This is a genomic window from Pseudomonas sp. NFACC41-3 (genome assembly GCF_900109505.1).
GTDB lineage: Bacteria > Pseudomonadota > Gammaproteobacteria > Pseudomonadales > Pseudomonadaceae > Aquipseudomonas > Aquipseudomonas chlororaphis.
In genome coordinates this window covers 114,016-133,899 of sequence record NZ_FOAE01000003.1, presented here as the reverse complement: position 1 = coordinate 133,899, position 19,884 = coordinate 114,016, and the positions used below count along the sequence as shown (strand labels likewise).

20 protein-coding genes are annotated in these 19,884 nt (G+C 57.8%); 5 read left to right on the top strand and 15 right to left on the bottom strand.

Features of this window, described 5'->3' with window-relative positions; genetic code table 11:
- Positions 1 to 11 precede the first annotated feature (11 nt).
- From BMY68_RS14850 to rpmH, 14 genes are all read right to left on the bottom strand, one after another.
- Complete coding sequence (locus BMY68_RS14850) at positions 12 to 548, bottom strand: F0F1 ATP synthase subunit delta (RefSeq protein ID WP_085532640.1); 537 nt, start codon at positions 546 to 548, stop codon at positions 12 to 14.
- Between the two features lie 12 nt (positions 549 to 560).
- Entirely contained in the window at positions 561 to 1,031 is a 471-nt protein-coding gene (locus BMY68_RS14845; RefSeq protein ID WP_007924504.1) for a F0F1 ATP synthase subunit B, read from the bottom strand.
- 57 nt (positions 1,032 to 1,088) lie between these two features.
- Positions 1,089 to 1,346, bottom strand: coding sequence for a F0F1 ATP synthase subunit C (gene atpE / locus BMY68_RS14840; RefSeq protein WP_002555987.1), 258 nt, complete (start codon positions 1,344 to 1,346; stop codon positions 1,089 to 1,091).
- Positions 1,347 to 1,479: 133 nt separating this feature from the next.
- Positions 1,480 to 2,349 carry a F0F1 ATP synthase subunit A gene (atpB, locus tag BMY68_RS14835; protein WP_007924498.1) on the bottom strand — a complete coding sequence of 290 codons (870 nt, stop codon included), beginning with the start codon at positions 2,347 to 2,349 and terminating at the stop codon, positions 1,480 to 1,482.
- A 16-nt stretch (positions 2,350 to 2,365) separates the two neighbouring features.
- Entirely contained in the window at positions 2,366 to 2,773 is a 408-nt protein-coding gene (locus tag BMY68_RS14830) for a F0F1 ATP synthase subunit I (RefSeq protein WP_085532638.1), read from the bottom strand.
- Between the two features lie 148 nt (positions 2,774 to 2,921).
- A complete protein-coding gene (locus BMY68_RS14825) occupies positions 2,922 to 3,794 on the bottom strand; it encodes a ParB/RepB/Spo0J family partition protein (protein ID WP_007924496.1) in 873 nt (290 codons plus the stop codon).
- Between the two features lie 9 nt (positions 3,795 to 3,803).
- Positions 3,804 to 4,601, bottom strand: a complete 798-nt coding sequence (locus tag BMY68_RS14820; RefSeq protein WP_007924494.1) for a ParA family protein — start codon at positions 4,599 to 4,601, stop codon at positions 3,804 to 3,806.
- 18 nt (positions 4,602 to 4,619) lie between these two features.
- Positions 4,620 to 5,264 carry a 16S rRNA (guanine(527)-N(7))-methyltransferase RsmG gene (gene rsmG, locus BMY68_RS14815; RefSeq protein WP_007924492.1) on the bottom strand — a complete coding sequence of 215 codons (645 nt, stop codon included), beginning with the start codon at positions 5,262 to 5,264 and terminating at the stop codon, positions 4,620 to 4,622.
- Positions 5,261 to 7,159: a tRNA uridine-5-carboxymethylaminomethyl(34) synthesis enzyme MnmG gene (mnmG, locus tag BMY68_RS14810; protein WP_007924490.1), complete on the bottom strand. Its 1,899-nt coding sequence runs from the start codon at positions 7,157 to 7,159 to the stop codon at positions 5,261 to 5,263. Before mnmG ends, rsmG begins: the two co-directional genes overlap by 4 nt.
- 595 nt (positions 7,160 to 7,754) lie before the next feature.
- Positions 7,755 to 9,125 (bottom strand): tRNA uridine-5-carboxymethylaminomethyl(34) synthesis GTPase MnmE, encoded by a 1,371-nt coding sequence (mnmE, locus tag BMY68_RS14800; RefSeq protein WP_085532636.1) that lies wholly within the window; start codon positions 9,123 to 9,125, stop codon positions 7,755 to 7,757.
- 91 nt (positions 9,126 to 9,216) lie between these two features.
- Positions 9,217 to 10,899: a membrane protein insertase YidC gene (gene yidC, locus BMY68_RS14795; protein WP_085532634.1), complete on the bottom strand. Its 1,683-nt coding sequence runs from the start codon at positions 10,897 to 10,899 to the stop codon at positions 9,217 to 9,219.
- A 2-nt stretch (positions 10,900 to 10,901) separates the two neighbouring features.
- On the bottom strand, positions 10,902 to 11,147 hold the full coding sequence (gene yidD, locus BMY68_RS14790; protein WP_010465488.1) for a membrane protein insertion efficiency factor YidD: 246 nt from the start codon (positions 11,145 to 11,147) through the stop codon (positions 10,902 to 10,904).
- Entirely contained in the window at positions 11,140 to 11,541 is a 402-nt protein-coding gene (gene rnpA / locus BMY68_RS14785; RefSeq protein ID WP_204840077.1) for a ribonuclease P protein component, read from the bottom strand. Before rnpA ends, yidD begins: the two co-directional genes overlap by 8 nt.
- 16 nt (positions 11,542 to 11,557) lie before the next feature.
- Entirely contained in the window at positions 11,558 to 11,692 is a 135-nt protein-coding gene (rpmH, locus tag BMY68_RS14780; RefSeq protein WP_003213577.1) for a 50S ribosomal protein L34, read from the bottom strand.
- Positions 11,693 to 12,259: 567 nt separating this feature from the next.
- Here rpmH and dnaA point away from each other — a divergent pair.
- From dnaA to gyrB, 4 genes are read left to right on the top strand one after another with little or no spacing between them, the layout of a single operon-like run.
- Positions 12,260 to 13,780 (top strand): chromosomal replication initiator protein DnaA, encoded by a 1,521-nt coding sequence (gene dnaA / locus BMY68_RS14775; protein WP_007924474.1) that lies wholly within the window; start codon positions 12,260 to 12,262, stop codon positions 13,778 to 13,780.
- Between the two features lie 38 nt (positions 13,781 to 13,818).
- Complete coding sequence (dnaN, locus tag BMY68_RS14770) at positions 13,819 to 14,922, top strand: DNA polymerase III subunit beta (RefSeq protein ID WP_007924473.1); 1,104 nt, start codon at positions 13,819 to 13,821, stop codon at positions 14,920 to 14,922.
- Positions 14,923 to 14,942: 20 nt separating this feature from the next.
- Complete coding sequence (gene recF, locus BMY68_RS14765; RefSeq protein ID WP_085532630.1) at positions 14,943 to 16,046, top strand: DNA replication/repair protein RecF; 1,104 nt, start codon at positions 14,943 to 14,945, stop codon at positions 16,044 to 16,046.
- A 4-nt stretch (positions 16,047 to 16,050) separates the two neighbouring features.
- A complete protein-coding gene (gyrB, locus tag BMY68_RS14760; RefSeq protein WP_007924471.1) occupies positions 16,051 to 18,468 on the top strand; it encodes a DNA topoisomerase (ATP-hydrolyzing) subunit B in 2,418 nt (805 codons plus the stop codon).
- 77 nt (positions 18,469 to 18,545) lie between these two features.
- Here gyrB and BMY68_RS14755 read toward each other — a convergent pair whose 3' ends face one another.
- Positions 18,546 to 19,262, bottom strand: a complete 717-nt coding sequence (locus BMY68_RS14755) for a response regulator transcription factor (RefSeq protein ID WP_009041468.1) — start codon at positions 19,260 to 19,262, stop codon at positions 18,546 to 18,548.
- Between the two features lie 231 nt (positions 19,263 to 19,493).
- Here BMY68_RS14755 and BMY68_RS14750 point away from each other — a divergent pair, with 231 nt between their 5' ends.
- Positions 19,494 to 19,778, top strand: a complete 285-nt coding sequence (locus BMY68_RS14750) for a hypothetical protein (protein ID WP_009041469.1) — start codon at positions 19,494 to 19,496, stop codon at positions 19,776 to 19,778.
- The last annotated feature ends 106 nt before the right edge of the window (positions 19,779 to 19,884 follow it).

The window sequence follows — 19,884 nt, the reverse complement described above, 5'->3', positions numbered from 1 at the left end:
CCCCTTCAAACTCAAGATTTCAATGCTTCGGCAAGTTTCGCGATTTTGCCGCGAATCGAGCCATCGATAACCAGGTCGCCGGCGCGGATGACGACACCACCAATCAGGGCAGCGTCCTCCGCAACTTGCAGGCGCACTTCCCGGTCGAGTCGTGCACTGAGAACCTTGGCGAGTTTGTCTTGCTGTTCTTGGTTCAACGCAAAAGCACTGGTGACTTCCACATCTACCGACTTCTCTTGCTCGGCCTTGTACAGGTCGAACAGGGCGGCGATCTCCGGCAGAAGCAGGAGACGGTCGTTTTCGGCAACGACGTGGATGAAATTCTGTGCCTTGGCATCGAACTTGTCGCCGCACACGTCGATAAACGTGGCGGCCTTGTTTGCGCTCGTCAGTCGCGGGGCCTTGAGCACGCGCCGCATGGTGTCGTCTTGCGACACTGCTGCAGCCAGGCCGAGCATGGCTGACCAAGAGGCCAGCTGCTGGTGGGCCTGAGCGTGCTCGAAGGCCGCCTTAGCGTAAGGTCGGGCCAACGTGGTCAGTTCTGCCATGATCGCCCTCGCTTAAATTTCAGCAGCCAGTTTGTTAACCAGCTCCGCGTGCGCGTTTTGATCGATTGTGGCACCCAAGATCTTCTCGGCGCCGCCAACGGCCAGCACACCCAGTTGGGCACGCAGCGCGTCTTTGACACTGTTCAGTTCCTGCTCGATCTCGGCCTGAGCCTGAACCTTCACACGGTCAGCGTCGACACGGGCTTTTTCAACAGCCTCTTCGACGATCTGGTTACCGCGTTTCTTGGCTTGCTCAATGATTTCGGCTGCCTGAGCTTTTGCTTCGCGCAGTTGCTGACCCGCTTTCTCTTGGGCCAGTTCCAGGTCGCGAGCTGCTCGGCTGGCAGCGTCCAGTCCATCCGCGATCTTCTTCTGACGTTCGTGCAAAGCCGCGATGACCGGAGGCCACACGAACTTCATGCAAAACAGTACAAAAATGAAGAACGCAACGGACTGGCCAATCAGGGTTGCATTAATGTTCACGCCAACACCTCGCTCGTTCGTTGTCCATCACACCAATCAACTCGAAAATTCGAGTGATTAGCCAGCGAGTTGACCAACGAAGGGGTTCGCGAAGGTGAAGAACAGAGCGATACCAACGCCGATCATGGTCACGGCGTCGAGCAGGCCGGCAACGATGAACATTTTAACTTGCAGCATTGGAACCATTTCTGGCTGACGCGCAGCGCCTTCCAGGAACTTGCCGCCCAACAGGCCGAAACCAATTGCGGTACCCAGTGCGCCCAGGCCGATCAACAGTGCAACAGCGATAGCGGTTAGACCAACTACAGTTTCCATCTTTCCTCCCGACTTTTACGTCGTATGGTTTAGGTTTTTTAGATTAAAGCGGTAAAACAAATCGTTTCATCGTGCCCTAGACGGGCCCCCTCCCGTTTGACCGGGAGGGACATCAGACTGGTCGAGACCGGTCTTAATGGTTCTCTTCGTGCGCCATCGACAGGTAGACGATGGTCAGCATCATGAAGATAAACGCTTGCAGGGTGATGATCAGGATGTGGAACACAGCCCACGCCCATTGCAGCACCACGCCCAGGCCGCTGAGCCAGAGCAGGCCGCTGCCGAACATCACGGCGATCAGGATGAACACCAGTTCGCCAGCGTACATGTTGCCGAACAGACGAAGTGCCAGAGAGATTGGTTTGGCGATCAGCGTCACGAATTCAAGCAGGAAGTTCACCGGAATCAGCAGCGCTTGAACAAAGATGTTCTTGCTGCCGAACGGGTGCAGGGTCAGTTCGCCGATGAAGCCGCCGATGCCCTTGATCTTGATGCTGTAGAAAATGATCAGTGCAAACACCGAGAAGGCCATGGCCAGCGTGGCGTTCGGGTCGGTAGTCGACACGGCACGGAAAGGAATGTGCGCATCGCCGGAGATCAGGATGGCCAGTTGAGGAATCCAGTCGACCGGGATCAGGTCGATGGCGTTCATCAGGAACACCCAGACGAAGATGGTCAGTGCCAGCGGTGCAATCACTGGGCTACGGCCATGGAAGCTGTCTTTCACGCTGCCATCGACGAACTGGACCAATACTTCAACGAAGTTCTGCAAAGCACCTGGCTGACCGGAAGTTGCCTTCTTGGCCGCCATGCGGAAAAGAAGAACGAAGATCAGACCCAACGCCACAGACCAGCCGAGAGTATCGACGTGGAATGCCCAGAAACCCATTTCTTTGGCTTCTGCTGCGGTGTGGGCAAAGCCCCAGCCGCCATTAGGTAGCTGACCGAAGGTCAGGTTCTGCAAGTGGTGCTGGATATAGCCCGAAGCGGTTGTTTCTGCCATGGTTGCCTCAAACGCCCTAAGGTCTCGAAAGTCTTGTTCTCATAAGCAGGGGAGCGAACCAGCTGACCAGTTGGGTCAGCACGAAGACGCCGAATACAGCTAGCGGCGCCAATGGCTTCACACCTGCGAACGTCAATGCAAAGAGCACTGCCGTCAAAATCAGTTTGCCCGCCTCGCCGGCATAAAAAGACCGGACGATGGCTTGAGCTGCTCGGGCGCCGGAAAACCGAAATGCCCTATGAGCGAAATACACATTGGGGAGCAAGGCTATCAGTCCCCCACAAAGGCCTGAGTATCCGGCTACGACTCCATGCCAATACCAGAGCGCCAAGGCGGCCAGCAATAAAACGACCAACTGAGCCAATAAAACCGGGAAAACCGCCAAGCGATGGAACGGCAGGCGGTTTGGCGTGCGGGTTTCCATCACTCTTGCTCCTCATGGGTCGGCTGCCAGAATTCAATAACTTGGCATAATTTGTGCCGACAAAATGCGCGCAGAGTATAGGGGCGGTTCAGCCCCTATTCAACTGCCGGGTAGTGATTTCCGACTGCACGCTACATGAGGAAATGTTTCAGCGGATGTGTGCAAGGACGCCTTGAAGCTCATCGAGGGAGTTATACCCGATCACCAACTGACCTTTCCCTTTCTTTCCGTGACGAATCTGCACCGCAGAGCCCAGGCGCTCGGCCAGGCGTTGCTCCAGGCGCGCGATATCCGGGTCGGGTTTTACAGGTTCGGCAGGTTGCTGTTTGCCACTCAACCACTGGCGAACCAGGGCTTCGGTCTGGCGTACGGTGAGGCCACGTGCGACAACGTGTCGCGCCCCTTCAACCTGTTGATTTTCCGGCAAACCCAGCAAGGCACGGGCATGACCCATTTCCAGGTCGCCGTGGGACAGCATGGTCTTGATCACTTCAGGCAAAGCGATCAGGCGCAGCAAGTTGGCTACGGTGACGCGGGACTTACCCACAGCCTCGGCAACCTGCTGCTGAGTCAGCTGGAATTCCTGCTGCAGGCGCTGCAGGGCAACCGCTTCCTCGATAGGGTTGAGATCTTCGCGCTGGATATTCTCGATCAGCGCCATGGCGATAGCGGTTTCGTCGGGCACATCGCGGACCATCGCCGGAATGGTTTCCTGACCCGCCTGCTGGCTGGCGCGCCAGCGGCGCTCGCCGGCGATGATTTCAAAACGGCCGGAACCGATCGGACGCACCACGATTGGCTGCATTACGCCCTGAGTCTTGATCGAGCTCGCCAATTCTTCCAGTGCCTGAGGGTCCATGTCCCGGCGCGGCTGATACTTGCCGCGCTGGATCAGGTCCAGCGGCAAATGTTGCAGCTCACGCACATCGGCTTGAACCGCTTGTTCTTCCAGCGAGCTGACAGTCGGACCACTCAACAGTGCATCCAGTCCACGTCCGAGACCTCGTTTCTTGACGGCCATGGGGATTCCTTAAGTTGGCTGGGCAGCGGCTGCGCGTGAATTTTTCCGTTGCCGACGAACCATCTCGCCAGCAAGGGCCAGATAGGCGATGGCACCGCGGGACTGTTTGTCGTAGACCAACGCCGGCATGCCATAACTGGGGGCTTCCGCCAGACGGATGTTGCGTGGGATCACTGTGTCGTACAACTGATCGCCGAAGTGTTCCTTGAGTTGCGCAGAAACATCGTTCATCAGGCTCAGGCGCGGGTCGTACATGGTCCGCAGCAAGCCTTCGACCTTGAGGTTCGGATTGAGCAATTCGGAGATGCGCTTGATGTTATCCACAAGGTCGCTCAGCCCTTCGAGAGCAAAGTATTCGCACTGCATGGGGATAATGACCCCATCGGCGGCAACCAGGGCGTTGAGCGTGAGCATCGACAGCGACGGCGGGCAGTCGATCAGAATGTAATCGTAGTTTTCCCGGATCGGCGCCAGGGCACTGCGCAGACGGCTTTCCTTCATCTGCATTTCCAGCAGAACCACTTCCGCGGCGGTCAGGTCGCGGTTCGCCGGCAGCAGTTGATAGCCGCCGTGTTCGGAGTAATGCATGGCCTGGGCCAGATCGCATTCGCCGATCAGCAGGTCGTAGACCGAATTTTCCAGGCCATGTTTATCCACACCGCTACCCATGGTGGCGTTGCCCTGTGGATCGAGATCGATCAACAGCACCCGGCGCTTGGTAGCAACCAGCGATGCTGCGAGGTTGATGCAGGTGGTGGTCTTGCCCACACCACCTTTCTGGTTCGCTATCGCGAATACCTTAGCCATTCTTGCTTGTGTTCCCAATCATGCCGTGCGGCGCAGTATCAGCAGATGGCGTTGGCCTTGGCAACCGGGTACGGCCAGGGCGTGTTCGCTATCGAGGTGGAAGTCCGCCGGCAATGCTACCAGCTCATCGGCGGGATGAACGCCCTTCATTGCCAGCCAACGTGTATCGCGGTCGCCGAGGTGGCGAGTCCAGTTGGTGAAGTTCTCCATGCTGCTGAATGCCCGGGAAATGATCCCGTTGAATGGCTGCTGCGGCTGGAAAGCTTCGACACGACTGTGGATAACTTGCAGGTTATCCAGCTTCAGTTCCAGTTTGACCTGGGTCAGGAAGCGGGTTTTCTTGCCATTGCTGTCCAGACAGGTCACTTGCGAATCCGGAAACAGGATAGCCAATGGAATGCCCGGCATCCCGCCGCCGCTGCCAACGTCCAGCCAGCGGCCGTTTTCGATGAACGACATCACGCTCAGGCTATCGAGCAGATGACGCGAGACCATTTCATCCGGATCGCGTACTGCGGTCAGGTTGTAAGCCTTGTTCCATTTGATCAGCAGGGCCAGATAACCCAGCAGCAACTCGTGCTGGGCTTCTGTCAGGTTGACACCGAGTTGGCGAGCACCTGTGGATAACTCTTCTGCATGTTGCGAGGTGACCTGCGAACTCAAGCGCTTTGCTCCAACTGACGGCCCGCGCCGCGTTTTTTCAAGTGAATCATCAACAGCGAAATCGCTGCAGGGGTCACGCCCGGAATCCGTGAGGCCTGGCCCAGGGTTTCAGGACGCGTGGCGCCGAGCTTGCTCTGGATCTCTTTCGAGAGACCGGAAATGTTGCTGTAGTCGATATCCACAGGCAGCTTGGTGTCTTCGCTGGCCCGCAGACGAGCGATTTCATCCTGCTGGCGGTCGATGTAACCGGCGTACTTGGTCTTGATCTCGACCTGCTCGGCGACCTGTGGATCTTCTGCGCCCTGCCCGGTCACTTCGACCAAACCAGCGTAGTCGATTTCCGGACGGCTCAGCAGATTCAGCAAGTTGTACTCATGGGTCAGCGGTGTGCCGAACTTTTCGGCGATCGCATCACCCTGCTCGGTACCCGGACGAACCCAAGTGCTTTTCAGGCGTTGCTCTTCCAGAGCGATACCTTCGCGTTTTTTGCAGAACGCGGCCCAACGGACATCGTCCACCAGACCCAGTTCCCGACCTTTTTCGGTCAGGCGCAGGTCGGCATTGTCTTCGCGCAGGATCAGGCGGTATTCGGCACGGGATGTGAACATCCGATACGGTTCCTGGGTTCCCAGGGTAATCAGGTCGTCGACCAACACACCGATATAGGCTTCATCGCGACGCGGGCACCAGCTGTCTTTGCCCTGCGCGCGCAATGCGGCGTTGGCACCGGCGAGCAGACCCTGGGCGCCGGCTTCTTCGTAACCGGTGGTGCCGTTGATCTGGCCGGCAAAGAACAGGCCGCCAATCACTTTGGTTTCCAGGCTGTACTTCAGGTCGCGCGGATCGAAGTAGTCGTACTCGATGGCATAGCCGGGACGCACGATGTGTGCGTTTTCCATGCCGCGGATCGATTGCACGATCTGCAACTGCACATCGAACGGCAGACTTGTGGATATCCCGTTCGGGTACAGCTCGTGAGTGGTCAGGCCTTCCGGCTCGATGAAGACCTGATGGCTTTCCTTGTCGGCAAAGCGATGGATCTTGTCTTCGATCGAGGGGCAGTAGCGCGGGCCAATGCCCTCGATCGAGCCGGCATCGGAATACATCGGCGAACGGTCAAGGTTTGCAGCGATGATTTCGTGAGTCCGCGCATTGGTATGAGTAATCCAGCAACTGACCTGCCGCGGATGCTGTTCCTTGTTGCCCAGGAAGGACATGACCGGGATCGGCGTATCGCCCGGTTGCTCGGTCATCACCGAGAAATCCACAGACCGGCCGTCGATGCGCGGTGGCGTACCGGTTTTCAGGCGGCCGACACGCAGAGGCAATTCGCGCAGACGGCGAGCCAGAGCGATCGACGGCGGATCACCGGCACGGCCGCCGGAATAATTCTGCAACCCGATGTGGATAAGTCCGCCGAGGAAGGTACCGGTGGTCAACACCACGGATTCGGCGAAGAAACGCAGGCCCATTTGGGTCACGACGCCGCGGACCTGGTCCTGTTCGACGATCAGGTCATCCGCTGCCTGTTGAAATATCCACAGGTTCGGCTGGTTTTCCAGGATTTCGCGGACAGCAGCCTTGTACAGAATACGGTCGGCCTGGGCGCGGGTAGCACGCACGGCCGGGCCTTTACGGCTGTTCAACACCCGAAACTGAATACCACCTTTATCGGTAGCCATGGCCATCGCGCCGCCGAGGGCGTCGATTTCTTTGACCAGATGACTTTTACCGATCCCGCCAATCGCGGGATTGCAGCTCATTGCTCCGAGGGTTTCCACGTTGTGCGTCAGCAACAGGGTTTTTGCCCCCATGCGTGCTGATGCAAGTGCTGCCTCGGTACCGGCATGACCGCCGCCGATGACGATCACTTCAAAACGGGAAGGGAAATCCACCACGCACCTCGTGCCTGCTTATATGGGTAAAAAAGGATGGGTTCTTGGGATAACGGACAAGTATAGGGTCTTCGCCCTTCCTAAAGAACCCTTTGCACAAAATTTAACCAGCTGTGGATGACTCACGGACAATAGAAATTAAAAAGAAAGAAATTTATTAAATCTTTGTTTTTATGTTTATTCTTAGGCACCGACCTATCTGTGGATAGATTTATACAGCCCTTTGTTTTCAATGTGTACAGAGATTCAAAAGTCTGTGGTTAGGTAGCAACGAGGCCCTTGGATAACCGGTCTAAGCCTGTGGATTAAAGTGATGCTTATCCACAGAGCGGTTTTTCCTCAGTTTTGACGCCCTGTTATCAACTGAGCCTAAGGGCAGTTATTCACAGGGCTTAATCCACAGAAAAAAGCTCGTCCGACCAAACGGCGGCCACAAGAAATCCGCCGGAGCGCCCAATTGCGCCCGACAAACTTGGAAATGATGGGGAGTACGAGGGATTTCAGGAGCGGGTTTGCCCGTGATGCCGGCGGAACACCGTCATGAGCATCACGAGCAACCAAGCCGTCGAACGGCTGCTCCTATAGGGAGATGGGGTTATTTACCGATGCAGAAGCTGGAGAAGATCCGGCCCAGCAGGTCGTCCGAGCTGAAAGCGCCGGTAATTTCTCCCAGGGATTGCTGGGCCTGGCGCAGGTCTTCAGCCAGCAGCTCGCCGGCACCGGCCAGGGTTAATTGCGCACGGCCATGTTCAAGCGCGTCGCTGGCGTGGTGCAAGGCTTCCAGGTGACGCCTGCGTGCACTGAAGCTGCTTTCGGAAGTCTGTTCGTAACCCATGCAGGCCTTGAGGTGCTCACGCAGCAGTTCCAGGCCCTCGCCGCCTGCCTTGGCACTGAGGCTGATAGTCACGTGGCCATCGTCGCTGACCTCCAGGGCGATCGCTTCGTTGGTCAGGTCGGCCTTGTTACGAATCAAAGTGACTTTCGCCGGATCCGGCCGCTGTTCCAGGAACTCCGGCCACAAGGCAAAGGGGTCCAGCGCTTCCGGGGCCGTGGCGTCGACCACCAGCAATACACGATCGGCCTCGCTAATGGCCTTGAGGGCACGTTCCACGCCGATCTTTTCCACCTGGTCTTCGGTATCGCGCAACCCTGCGGTATCCACAACGTGCAACGGCATGCCGTCGATGTGGATATGTTCACGCAGCACATCCCGGGTGGTGCCGGCGATCTCGGTGACAATTGCCGCTTCGCGTCCGGCGAGAGCATTGAGCAGGCTGGACTTGCCAGCGTTGGGTCGGCCAGCGATAACCACAGTCATGCCATCACGCAGCAAGGCGCCCTGGCCGGCTTCGCGGACCACGGTGGATAACTCGTCGCGCACCGCGTCGAGCATCTGCAGGACGTGGCCATCGGCCAGGAAGTCGATTTCTTCCTCGGGAAAATCAATGGCCGCCTCGACGTAGATGCGCAGCGCGATCAATTGCTCGGTCAGGTTATGCACACGCTTGGAGAATGCCCCCTGCAAAGAGCGCAAGGCATTGCGCGCGGCCTGTGCGGAACTGGCTTCGATCAGGTCGGCGATGGCTTCGGCCTGGGCCAGGTCGAGCTTGTCGTTGAGGAACGCGCGCTCGCTGAATTCCCCCGGCCGGGCTAGGCGGCATCCCAGCTGCAGACAACGCTGCAGCAACATATCAAGGACGATAGGGCCGCCGTGGCCCTGAAGTTCCAGCACGTCTTCACCGGTAAAGGAGTTCGGCCCCGGGAAATACAGGGCGATCCCCTCATCCAGGACTTCGTCCCGATCGCTGAAAAACGGCCCGTAATGGGCGTAACGCGGTTTCAGCTCGCGGCCGCTGATGGCCTTGGCGGCAATGCTGGCCAACGGTCCGGAAATACGCACGATGCCCACACCACCGCGCCCCTGGGCGGTGGCTACGGCTGCGATGGTTTCACGAGGGACATTCATAACCCGCTCCAGACATAAAGAGGCAGACAAAAGTGACAGATAGCAAAACGCCCCACTAGGGGGCGTTTTGAGTGGTTATCCACAGAGTAGGTCAGGCAGCTGCTTTCTTGGTAGCCGCTTCGATCTTACGTGTGATGTACCACTGTTGGGCGATCGACAGGCAGTTGTTCACAACCCAGTACAGCACCAGACCCGCCGGGAACCACAGGAAGAAGAAGGTGAAGATGATTGGCATCATTTTCATCACCTTGGCCTGCATCGGATCCGGAGGAGTAGGGTTCAGTTGCTGCTGGATGAACATGGTGGCGCCCATGATGATCGGCAGGATGAAGAACGGATCCTTGATCGACAGGTCGGTAATCCACAGCATGAACGGTGCCTGGCGCATTTCCACGCTTTCCAGGAGTACCCAGTACAAGGACAGGAACACCGGCATCTGCACGAGGATTGGCAAGCAACCACCCAGCGGATTGATCTTCTCTTTCTTGTACAGCTCCATCATGGCTTGCGACATTTTCTGCCGGTCGTCGCCATGTTGCTCTTTCAGAGCCGCCAGTTTTGGCGCCACTGCACGCATGCGCGCCATGGATTTGTAGCTGGCCGCCGACAGTGGGAAGAAGATCCCCTTGATCAGCATGGTCAGGAAGATGATCGACCAACCCCAGTTACCCACAATGCTGTGGATATGTTGCAGCAGCCAGAAGATCGGCTGGGCAATGAACCACAGAATGCCGTAGTCGACAGTCAGTTCCAGTCCTGGGGACAACTCTTTCAGCACGGCCTGGCTCTTCGGACCAGCGTACAGAGTGGCGGTGGTTTCAGCCTTGGCACCTGGTGCAATGGTCAGCGCCGGGCCGGTGAAACCGATGATGTAGTTGCCTTGGTTGTCCTTGCGGGTCTGCACCACGTTGCTTTCGTTCTTCGCCGGGATCCAGGCGGTCACGAAGTAGTGTTGCAGCCAGGCAACCCAGCCACCTTGCACGGTTTCTTTCAGCGAGCCCTTGTCGATATCTTTCATCGACACTTTTTTGTACGGCTCGGAACTTGTCCACAGGGCGGCGCCCAGGTAAGTCGCGGTACCGGTGGCGGTGCTGGAAGATGGATCGGAGCTGGCGTCGCGTTTGAGCTGGGCAAACAGGTTGCCAGTCCAGGCCTTGTCGCTGGTGTTGTCGATCAGATAGGTGACTTTCAGATCGTACAGACCGCGGGTAAAGGTGAAACGCTTGATGTAGTTGACGCCGGCGTCGCTGAATTTCAGATCGACATTCAGCTGGTTCTGGCCGTCAGCCAGTTGGTAAATCTTTTTCTCGGCCGAGTAAACCGGGCGTCCGGCAGGACGGGCATCCGGACCGTTGGTACCGGTCAGGCCGCTTTGCGCCAGATAAGTACGTTCGCCACCGTTATCGAACAGCTGGAACGGAATTTCCGGATGGTCCTGGCGACGTGGATACAGCGGCAGCTTCAGCTGGGCGATATCACCACCTTGAGGATCGATAGCCAGATCGAGCACATCCGTTTTTACCTGGATGAGGTCTTTGCTTGCCGCTACCGGAGTTTCGGTAGGGGTGCTGGTATCGGTATTCGCGCTGGGTACATCGGCACTGGCGGAAGCATTGTTACCAACAGGCGTATCCGGTAGAGCCGGGGTGGCAGTGTTGGCAGCAACATTCTGAGTCGGCAGGGCAGCCTGGCCATAATCCTGGTTCCACTTAAGAACCAGGACGTAGGACACGATTGCCAGGGCGACGATCAGGATCGTGCGTTTAATATCCATGATTACTCGGCCATCGAAGAAGAACGGGAGGTAGGGATAGGTGGAACCGGGTCATAACCACCGGGATTCCACGGATGACAGCGACCTAAACGACGAAAGGTCAGCCAGCCACCGCGCAGAAGGCCATGATTTTCGATGGCTTCATACGCGTAGCAGGAACAGCTGGGGTAGAAACGACAGTGACTGGCCATCAGAGGACTAATGGCATAGCGATAAAACTGGATCGGAACGAGTGCCAGTTTACGCATTCGGGCTGTCTACCCCTACAGTTTCGGGTTTGGCTGCTGGTGCCGGCTTGTTACGGGCCAGACGCTTCCAGAGCTTGTCGAAATGCTGAATCAATTCGGGGTTTTCTACATCGCCCAAACCTTTGCGCGCGACGATAACGATGTCCCAGCCGACCAGAGAATCCTGGTGCAGGCGAAACGATTCGCGCATCAGACGTTTGAGGCGATTGCGCTCAACGGAGAGCTTGACGCTCTTTTTTCCGATAACCAGCCCCAGACGGGGATGATCCAGATCGTTGTTGCGCGCAAGGAGCAGGAGATTTTTCCCCGGAACCTTGCCGGTAGGGGAGTCAAAGACTGCCTTGAAATGCCGGGGGGTAAGCAGACGCTTTTCCCGACTGAAGTCCTGACTCACCTCCAGTGCCGGAGTATCAAACTGCCAGACGCGCACGACCTTTGGCGCGACGACGCGACAGGACAGCACGACCGTTCTTGGTAGCCATGCGAGCACGGAAACCGTGGGTACGAGCGCGTTTGATAGTGCTTGGTTGGAAAGTACGTTTCATTGTCGTGTTACCTGGTTCGTCCACAACGGGCCGGAATGGCCCCCGTTTTAAGAGATCGGCGATTCTAGAGAAAGCAAGCCTCTAGGTCAATTTCCAACCAGCTTTTCCTTTGTCTGGGTATGTCCACATCGAAGACTGAAGAACCCGGTCAACCAGATATAAAAATAAAGAAGGGAATTATTTAAAGCTTTTCTGTAAAGCTTATAAAGGCTAGGGATGCCTCTATCTGTGGATAACTACATTCAGCCCTTGTAGACCGTGGTGTACAGAGAATGACAACACTGTCGAGAAACAGTGCTCTGCCTGTGCTGCGCTATCGGAAAAGCTGTGTGTGGAAAGGTGAGTTATCCACAAGCGGGTTATCCACCGATTTTCGCCCCCAGTTGTGCAATGCCCTCAGGCATGGTTATCCACAGAGCTTATGCACATACCATTGGTCGTGTTTTTTCGGGATAAAGCGTTGATTCATAGTCCCCTGTGATCAACCTACATGTGGATAAGTGTGCGTCTGGTCGCTACAATGGCGGCTTGTTTTTGCCTCACCGGCTTTCAACTTAGGGGATATCCGTGTCAGTGGAACTTTGGCAGCAGTGCGTGGAGCTTCTGCGTGATGAGCTGCCTGCCCAGCAATTCAACACTTGGATCCGTCCGCTACAGGTCGAAGCCGAAGGCGACGAGTTGCGTGTATACGCACCGAATCGTTTTGTTCTCGATTGGGTCAACGAAAAGTACCTGGGCCGCGTGCTCGAGCTGCTGGATGAGCATGGCAATGGCATGGCGCCGGCGCTTTCCTTATTAATAGGCAGCAAACGCAGTTCCGCTCCTCGTGCGGCACCCAATGCTCCGCTGGCCGCCGCGGTTGCCTCTCAGGTTCAGCAGGCTGCAGCTGCCGCCCCAGTCGCAGCACCTGCTCCGGCCGCACCGACCAAACCGGCGACCCAGAAAGCCGCCGAAGTCAGCGAAGAACCCTCTCGTGACAGCTTCGACCCGATGGCGGGGGCCAGCTCGCAGCAGGCTCCAGTACGCGCCGAACAGCGCACCGTTCAGGTGGAAGGTGCGCTCAAGCACACCAGTTACCTGAACCGCACCTTTACCTTCGAAAACTTTGTGGAAGGCAAGTCCAACCAGCTGGCCCGCGCCGCGGCCTGGCAGGTAGCCGACAACCCCAAGCATGGTTACAACCCGCTCTTCCTTTATGGGGGCGTAGGTTTGGGTAAGACCCACTTGATGCACGCTGTGGGTAACCACCTATTAAAGAAGAACCCGAATGCCAAGGTCGTGTACCTGCATTCCGAGCGCTTCGTGGCGGACATGGTCAAGGCGTTGCAACTCAACGCGATCAACGAATTCAAGCGCTTCTACCGTTCGGTGGATGCGTTGCTGATCGACGATATCCAGTTCTTCGCCCGCAAGGAGCGTTCCCAGGAAGAGTTTTTCCACACCTTCAACGCCCTGCTCGAAGGCGGTCAACAGGTGATTCTCACCAGTGACCGCTATCCGAAGGAAATCGAAGGCCTGGAAGAACGCCTGAAATCGCGCTTCGGCTGGGGACTGACGGTGGCGGTAGAGCCACCGGAACTGGAAACCCGCGTCGCGATCCTGATGAAGAAAGCCGACCAGGCCAAAGTCGAACTGCCTCACGATGCGGCGTTCTTCATTGCCCAGCGGATTCGCTCCAATGTGCGTGAGCTGGAGGGTGCGCTCAAGCGTGTCATCGCCCACTCGCACTTCATGGGGCGCGATATCACCATCGAGCTGATTCGCGAATCGCTGAAAGACTTGCTGGCCCTGCAGGACAAGCTGGTCTCTGTGGATAACATTCAGCGCACTGTCGCCGAGTACTACAAGATCAAAATCTCCGATCTGCTGTCCAAGCGTCGCTCGCGTTCTGTCGCGCGTCCGCGCCAGGTAGCCATGGCCTTGTCCAAGGAACTGACCAACCACAGCTTGCCGGAAATCGGCGATGTGTTCGGCGGCCGCGATCACACTACGGTCTTGCACGCATGCCGCAAGATCAATGAACTTAAGGAATCCGACGCGGACATCCGCGAGGACTACAAGAACCTGCTGCGTACTCTGACCACTTGATGACTCCAGCGCAGCTTATTAAGGCAAGGGACTAGACCATGCATTTCACCATTCAACGCGAAGCCCTGTTGAAACCCCTGCAACTGGTCGCCGGCGTCGTCGAACGTCGTCAGACCTTGCCGGTACTTTCCAACGTGCTGTTGGTTGTCGAAGGCCAGCAACTGTCGCTGACCGGTACCGACCTGGAAGTCGAGCTGGTCGGTCGCGTGCAGTTGGAAGAGCCGGCGGAGCCAGGCGAAATCACTGTCCCGGCGCGTAAGCTGATGGACATCTGCAAGAGCCTGCCGAACGATGCGCTGATCGACATCAAGGTCGACGAGCAGAAGCTGGTGGTCAAGGCTGGCCGTAGCCGCTTTACCCTGTCCACGTTGCCGGCCAACGACTTCCCGACCGTGGAAGAAGGCCCGGGCTCGCTGACCTGCCAGCTGGAACAGAGCAAGCTGCGCCGCCTGATCGAGCGCACCAGCTTCGCCATGGCCCAACAGGACGTGCGTTATTACCTCAACGGCATGTTGCTGGAGGTCTCCGCCGGCATCATCCGCGCCGTGGCCACCGACGGTCACCGCCTGGCCATGTGCTCGATGCAGGCCGATATCGGTCAGCCGGATCGCCACCAGGTGATCGTGCCGCGCAAAGGTATCCTGGAACTGGCCCGCCTGCTCACCGAGCCGGATGGCATCGTCAGCATCGTGCTGGGTCAGCACCATATCCGTGCTACTACCGGTGAGTTCACCTTCACCTCCAAGCTGGTCGACGGCAAGTTCCCGGACTACGAGCGTGTGCTGCCTAAGGGCGGTGACAAGCTGGTACTGGGCGACCGTCAGGCGCTGCGGGAGGCCTTCAGCCGTACCGCGATTCTGTCCAACGAGAAGTACCGCGGTATCCGTCTGCAACTGGCCAACGGTCAGCTGAAAATCCAGGCGAACAACCCGGAGCAGGAAGAGGCGGAAGAAGAAGTCGGCGTGGAATACAACGGCGGTTCGCTGGAGATCGGCTTCAACGTGAGCTACCTGCTCGACGTCTTGGGCGTGATGACCACCGAACAGGTACGCCTGATCCTGTCCGATTCCAACAGCAGTGCGCTGGTGCAGGAATCCGACAACGACGACTCGGCCTACGTTGTCATGCCGATGCGCCTGTAATCATGCTTAGCAGAAGCTAGATGTCCCTCAGTCGCGTCTCGGTCACCGCGGTGCGCAATCTGCACCCGGTGACCTTCTCCCCCTCTCCCCGCATCAATCTCCTCTACGGCGCCAACGGCAGTGGCAAAACCAGCGTGCTGGAAGCCATCCACTTGCTGGGGCTTGCTCGCTCGTTTCGCAGTGCCCGTTTATTGCCGGTGATCCAGTACGAGCAACTCGCCTGTACGGTGTTCGGTCAGGTCGAGCTGGCAGAAGGCGGATATAGCAGTCTGGGGATATCTCGCGACCGGCAGGGTGAATTCCAGATCCGTATCGACGGGCAGAACGCCCGCAGCGCGGCGCAGCTGGCGGAGATCCTACCCCTGCAGTTGATCAACCCGGACAGTTTCCGCCTGCTGGAAGGTGCTCCGAAAATCAGGCGCCAGTTCCTTGATTGGGGCGTGTTCCACGTGGAACCCCGCTTCATGTCAACCTGGCAGCGCTTGCAGAAGGCCCTGCGGCAGCGGAACTCATGGCTGCGGCATGGTACACTTGACGCCGCTTCGCAAGCAGCCTGGGACAGGGAACTGTGTCAGGCCAGCGCTGAAATTGATGAATACCGCCGCGCTTATATCAAAGCCTTGAAACCAGTCTTTGAGCGGACCTTGAGCGAGCTGGTAGAGCTCGAGGGCTTAACGCTTAGCTATTACCGTGGTTGGGATAAAGAGCGAGAGCTCAGTGCAGTGCTCGCGACCTCCCTCCATCGTGATCAGCAAATGGGTCATACCCAGGCCGGCCCCCAACGTGCTGATTTGCGTCTCAGATTGGGCGCACACAACGCTGCGGACATCTTGTCCCGCGGTCAGCAGAAGTTGGTGGTCTGTGCCTTGCGGATCGCCCAGGGGCATCTGGTCAGCCAGGCCCGGCGCGGTCAGTGTATTTATCTGGTGGATGACTTGCCGTCCGAACTGGACGAGCAGCATCGCCGCGCACTTTGTCGCTTGTTGGAAGACTTACGCTGCCAGGTGTTCATCACCTGTGTAGACCACGAATTATTGAGGGAAGGCTGGCAGACGGAAACGCCAGTTGCCCTGTTCCACGTGGAACAGGGCCGTATCACCCAGACCCACGACCATCGGGAGTGAAGGCATGAGCGAAGAAAACACGTACGACTCGAGCAGCATTAAAGTGCTGAAAGGTTTGGATGCCGTACGCAAACGTCCCGGTATGTACATTGGTGACACCGACGATGGCAGCGGTCTGCACCATATGGTGTTCGAGGTGGTCGATAACTCGATCGACGAAGCTCTGGCCGGCCATTGCGACGACATCAGCATCATCATCCACCCGGACGAATCCATTACCGTGCGTGACAACGGTCGCGGCATCCCGGTAGACGTGCATAAAGAAGAAGGCGTTTCCGCAGCCGAGGTCATCATGACTGTGCTGCACGCCGGCGGTAAGTTCGACGATAACTCCTACAAAGTATCCGGCGGTCTGCACGGTGTGGGTGTGTCGGTAGTGAACGCCCTGTCCGAAGAGCTGGTCCTGACCGTTCGCCGCAGTGGCAAGATCTGGGAACAGACCTACGTTCACGGTGTGCCTCAGGCGCCTATGGCGATCGTCGGTGACAGCGAAACCACCGGTACCCAGATTCACTTCAAGGCTTCCAGCGAGACCTTCAAGAACATCCACTTCAGCTGGGACATCCTGGCCAAGCGGATTCGTGAACTGTCCTTCCTCAACTCCGGTGTCGGTATCGTTCTGAAGGACGAGCGCAGCGGCAAGGAAGAGCTATTCAAGTACGAAGGCGGCTTGCGTGCGTTCGTTGAATACCTGAACACCAACAAGACTGCGGTCAACCAGGTGTTCCACTTCAACGTGCAGCGTGAAGATGGCATCGGCGTGGAAATCGCCCTGCAGTGGAACGACAGCTTCAACGAGAACCTGCAGTGCTTCACCAACAACATTCCGCAGCGCGACGGCGGCACCCACCTGGTGGGCTTCCGTTCGGCGCTGACGCGTAACCTGAACAACTACATCGAGCAGGAAGGCCTGGCGAAGAAGCACAAGGTCGCCACCACCGGTGACGATGCCCGCGAAGGCCTGACCGCGATCATTTCGGTCAAGGTGCCGGATCCGAAGTTCAGCTCCCAGACCAAAGACAAGCTGGTGTCTTCCGAAGTGAAGACCGCGGTCGAACAGGAAATGGGTAAGTACTTCTCCGACTTCCTGCTGGAAAACCCGAACGAAGCCAAACTGGTGGTCGGCAAGATGCTCGACGCCGCCCGTGCCCGTGAAGCGGCGCGTAAAGCCCGTGAGATGACCCGTCGTAAAGGCGCGCTGGATATCGCCGGCCTGCCGGGCAAACTGGCGGACTGCCAGGAAAAAGACCCTGCCCTTTCCGAACTCTACCTGGTGGAAGGTGACTCTGCTGGCGGCTCCGCCAAGCAGGGACGCAACCGTAAGACCCAGGCGATCCTGCCGCTCAAGGGCAAGATCCTCAACGTCGAGAAAGCGCGCTTCGACAAGATGATTTCCTCGCAAGAGGTCGGCACCTTGATCACTGCACTCGGTTGCGGCATCGGCCGCGAAGAGTACAACATCGACAAGCTGCGTTATCACAACATCATCATCATGACCGACGCCGACGTCGACGGTTCGCACATCCGTACCCTGCTGCTGACCTTCTTCTTCCGTCAGTTGCCGGAGCTGATCGAGCGTGGCTACATCTACATCGCTCAACCGCCGCTGTACAAGGTCAAGAAAGGCAAGCAAGAGCAATACATCAAAGACGACGACGCCATGGAAGAGTACATGACGCAGTCGGCCCTGGAGGATGCGAGCCTGCACCTGAACGAAGAAGCACCGGGTATTTCCGGCGAGGCGCTGGAGCGTCTGGTGAACGACTTCCGCATGGTCATGAAGACCCTCAAGCGTCTGTCGCGCCTGTACCCTCAAGAGCTGACCGAGCACTTCATCTACCTGCCGGCCGTGAGCCTGGAGCAACTCTCCGATCACGCGGCCATGCAGGATTGGCTGGCCCAATATGAAGTCCGCCTGCGCACCGTCGAGAAGTCCGGCCTGGTCTACAAGGCCAGCCTGCGTGAAGACCGTGAACGTAATGTGTGGCTGCCAGAGGTCGAACTGATCTCCCACGGCCTGTCGAACTACGTCACCTTCAACCGCGACTTCTTCGGCAGCAATGACTACAAGACCGTCGTCACCCTCGGTGCTCAACTGAGCTCCCTGCTGGACGAAGGCGCTTATATTCAGCGCGGCGAGCGCAAGAAGGCGGTGACCGAGTTCAAGGAAGCCCTGGACTGGCTGATGACCGAAAGCACCAAGCGCCACACCATCCAGCGATACAAAGGTCTGGGCGAGATGAACCCGGATCAGTTGTGGGAAACCACCATGGACCCAAGCGTGCGCCGCATGCTCAAGGTCACCATCGAAGACGCCATCGGCGCCGACCAGATCTTCAACACCCTGATGGGTGATGCGGTCGAGCCTCGTCGTGACTTCATCGAAAGCAACGCCCTGGCGGTATCCAACCTGGACTTCTGATCCGGGTTGCATCGCCGAAATGAAAAAGGCCAACGCTCAGCGTTGGCCTTTTTTATTGCCCGGCTAAAAGGGCCGCCCTACTCCGCCGCTGAAACACTTTCCAGGCGATAGCCATAACCATAGATGGTCAGCAACTGCCAGCCACGATCCGCGGTCAACCCCAGCTTGTTGCGCAAGCGGTAGATGTGAGTGTCCAGGGGACGGGAGGAGACGATTTCCTCGTGGGTCCAGAAACGTTCGTAGAGGTATTCCCGGGATAACGGCCGACCCAGGTTGGCGAACAGGCAGCGGGCCAGGCGGTACTCGCGTTCGGTGAGGCTGATCGGGTTGCCGGCTCGGGTCACGGTCAGCTCGGCGTCATCGAAAGCCAGGTCGTTGAAGGTTTGCACCTCGACGGCTGCCGATCGCTGCAAGCCGTGACGCCGCAGGACGGCGGTTACCCGTGCCTTGAGTTCGTTGGGGCGGAAAGGTTTGCTCACATAGTCGTCGGCACCGGTGTTCAGGGCCTGGACGATATCGCTCTCGGCATCGCGGCTGGTGAGCATGATGGCCGCCGGTGGCGCCTCCATGTGTTCACGGGTCCAGCGCAGCAACGACAGTCCGCTGAGGTCCGGCAGCTGCCAGTCAAGAATCAGCAGGTCGAAGGTTTCGCGCCGCAGCTGCCGCAGCAGGTCCTCGCCACGCTCGAAGCTGTGCAGCGTCCATGGCTGTTCCCCGGGGCCGGGGATCTGTCGCAGTGTCTGTTCCACCCGCGCCAGTTCGGCGGGCTCGTCATCCAGTATTGCGACACGCATGCGGGGCAGTTCCTTTTATCGCGAGAGAATGCTGATGGCTTTATTTGAGGCCTTACCTGGCGCTGAGTTTAGGCTGATCAGACGAATCTGAACAATTGTGGCGAATTGCTCTGGTTCATACCTTTGCTCGATACGCTGATGTCATATAGCCGGTAGCCGACAGGAGTACTGTCCATCCGGCCTGCATTCATTGCAGAACGATACCGGCTCGAATGTGCGAGGAAAAGGACTATGGGGAACATTCTGGGGAAGGGGCGGTTGCTCTACGCAGGCATTGCGCGGGCAGCGGGCCTGGCTCGATTTACCACACTGATGCTCGCGGCTTGCCTGGGCTTGGGGTCGACCGCGGAGCAGCCTGCGCTGCCGTCTTCGGACTACGCCTTGCCGGTGCAGCGCTATTTCAGTCCGTCCGTAACCACTATCGGGTTCAGCGATTCCCAGGGATTCGCCCCGATCAGCGCGCCACAGATGACTCAGCCTATGGTCTATCAGGAGCAGCAGCGTTGGGTGTTCTAGATCAGACAATTCTGAACAAATATTGCAAACCGGCCCGGCCTCCACACCATGCCGGTAAATTCGTAGTCGCTGAGTGGCACACAGGGGCATTCGGAAGTGCTCCGAC

Bases quoted from the DNA above. Each gene is read 5' to 3' on its own strand.
- BMY68_RS14750 (WP_009041469.1), top strand. From the start codon at position 19,494: ATGGGGAACATTCTGGGGAAGGGGCGGTTGCTCTACGCAGGCATTGCG.
- BMY68_RS14825 (WP_007924496.1), bottom strand. From the start codon at position 3,794: ATGGCCGTCAAGAAACGAGGTCTCGGACGTGGACTGGATGCACTGTTG.
- yidC (WP_085532634.1), bottom strand. From the start codon at position 10,899: ATGGATATTAAACGCACGATCCTGATCGTCGCCCTGGCAATCGTGTCC.
- atpE (WP_002555987.1), bottom strand. From the start codon at position 1,346: ATGGAAACTGTAGTTGGTCTAACCGCTATCGCTGTTGCACTGTTGATC.
- dnaN (WP_007924473.1), top strand. From the start codon at position 13,819: ATGCATTTCACCATTCAACGCGAAGCCCTGTTGAAACCCCTGCAACTG.
- BMY68_RS14830 (WP_085532638.1), bottom strand. From the start codon at position 2,773: ATGGAAACCCGCACGCCAAACCGCCTGCCGTTCCATCGCTTGGCGGTT.
- mnmE (WP_085532636.1), bottom strand. From the start codon at position 9,125: ATGAATGTCCCTCGTGAAACCATCGCAGCCGTAGCCACCGCCCAGGGG.
- atpB (WP_007924498.1), bottom strand. From the start codon at position 2,349: ATGGCAGAAACAACCGCTTCGGGCTATATCCAGCACCACTTGCAGAAC.
- BMY68_RS14820 (WP_007924494.1), bottom strand. From the start codon at position 4,601: ATGGCTAAGGTATTCGCGATAGCGAACCAGAAAGGTGGTGTGGGCAAG.
- recF (WP_085532630.1), top strand. From the start codon at position 14,943: ATGTCCCTCAGTCGCGTCTCGGTCACCGCGGTGCGCAATCTGCACCCG.
- yidD (WP_010465488.1), bottom strand. From the start codon at position 11,147: ATGCGTAAACTGGCACTCGTTCCGATCCAGTTTTATCGCTATGCCATT.
- rpmH (WP_003213577.1), bottom strand. From the start codon at position 11,692: ATGAAACGTACTTTCCAACCAAGCACTATCAAACGCGCTCGTACCCAC.
- gyrB (WP_007924471.1), top strand. From the start codon at position 16,051: ATGAGCGAAGAAAACACGTACGACTCGAGCAGCATTAAAGTGCTGAAA.
- BMY68_RS14850 (WP_085532640.1), bottom strand. From the start codon at position 548: ATGGCAGAACTGACCACGTTGGCCCGACCTTACGCTAAGGCGGCCTTC.
- BMY68_RS14755 (WP_009041468.1), bottom strand. From the start codon at position 19,262: ATGCGTGTCGCAATACTGGATGACGAGCCCGCCGAACTGGCGCGGGTG.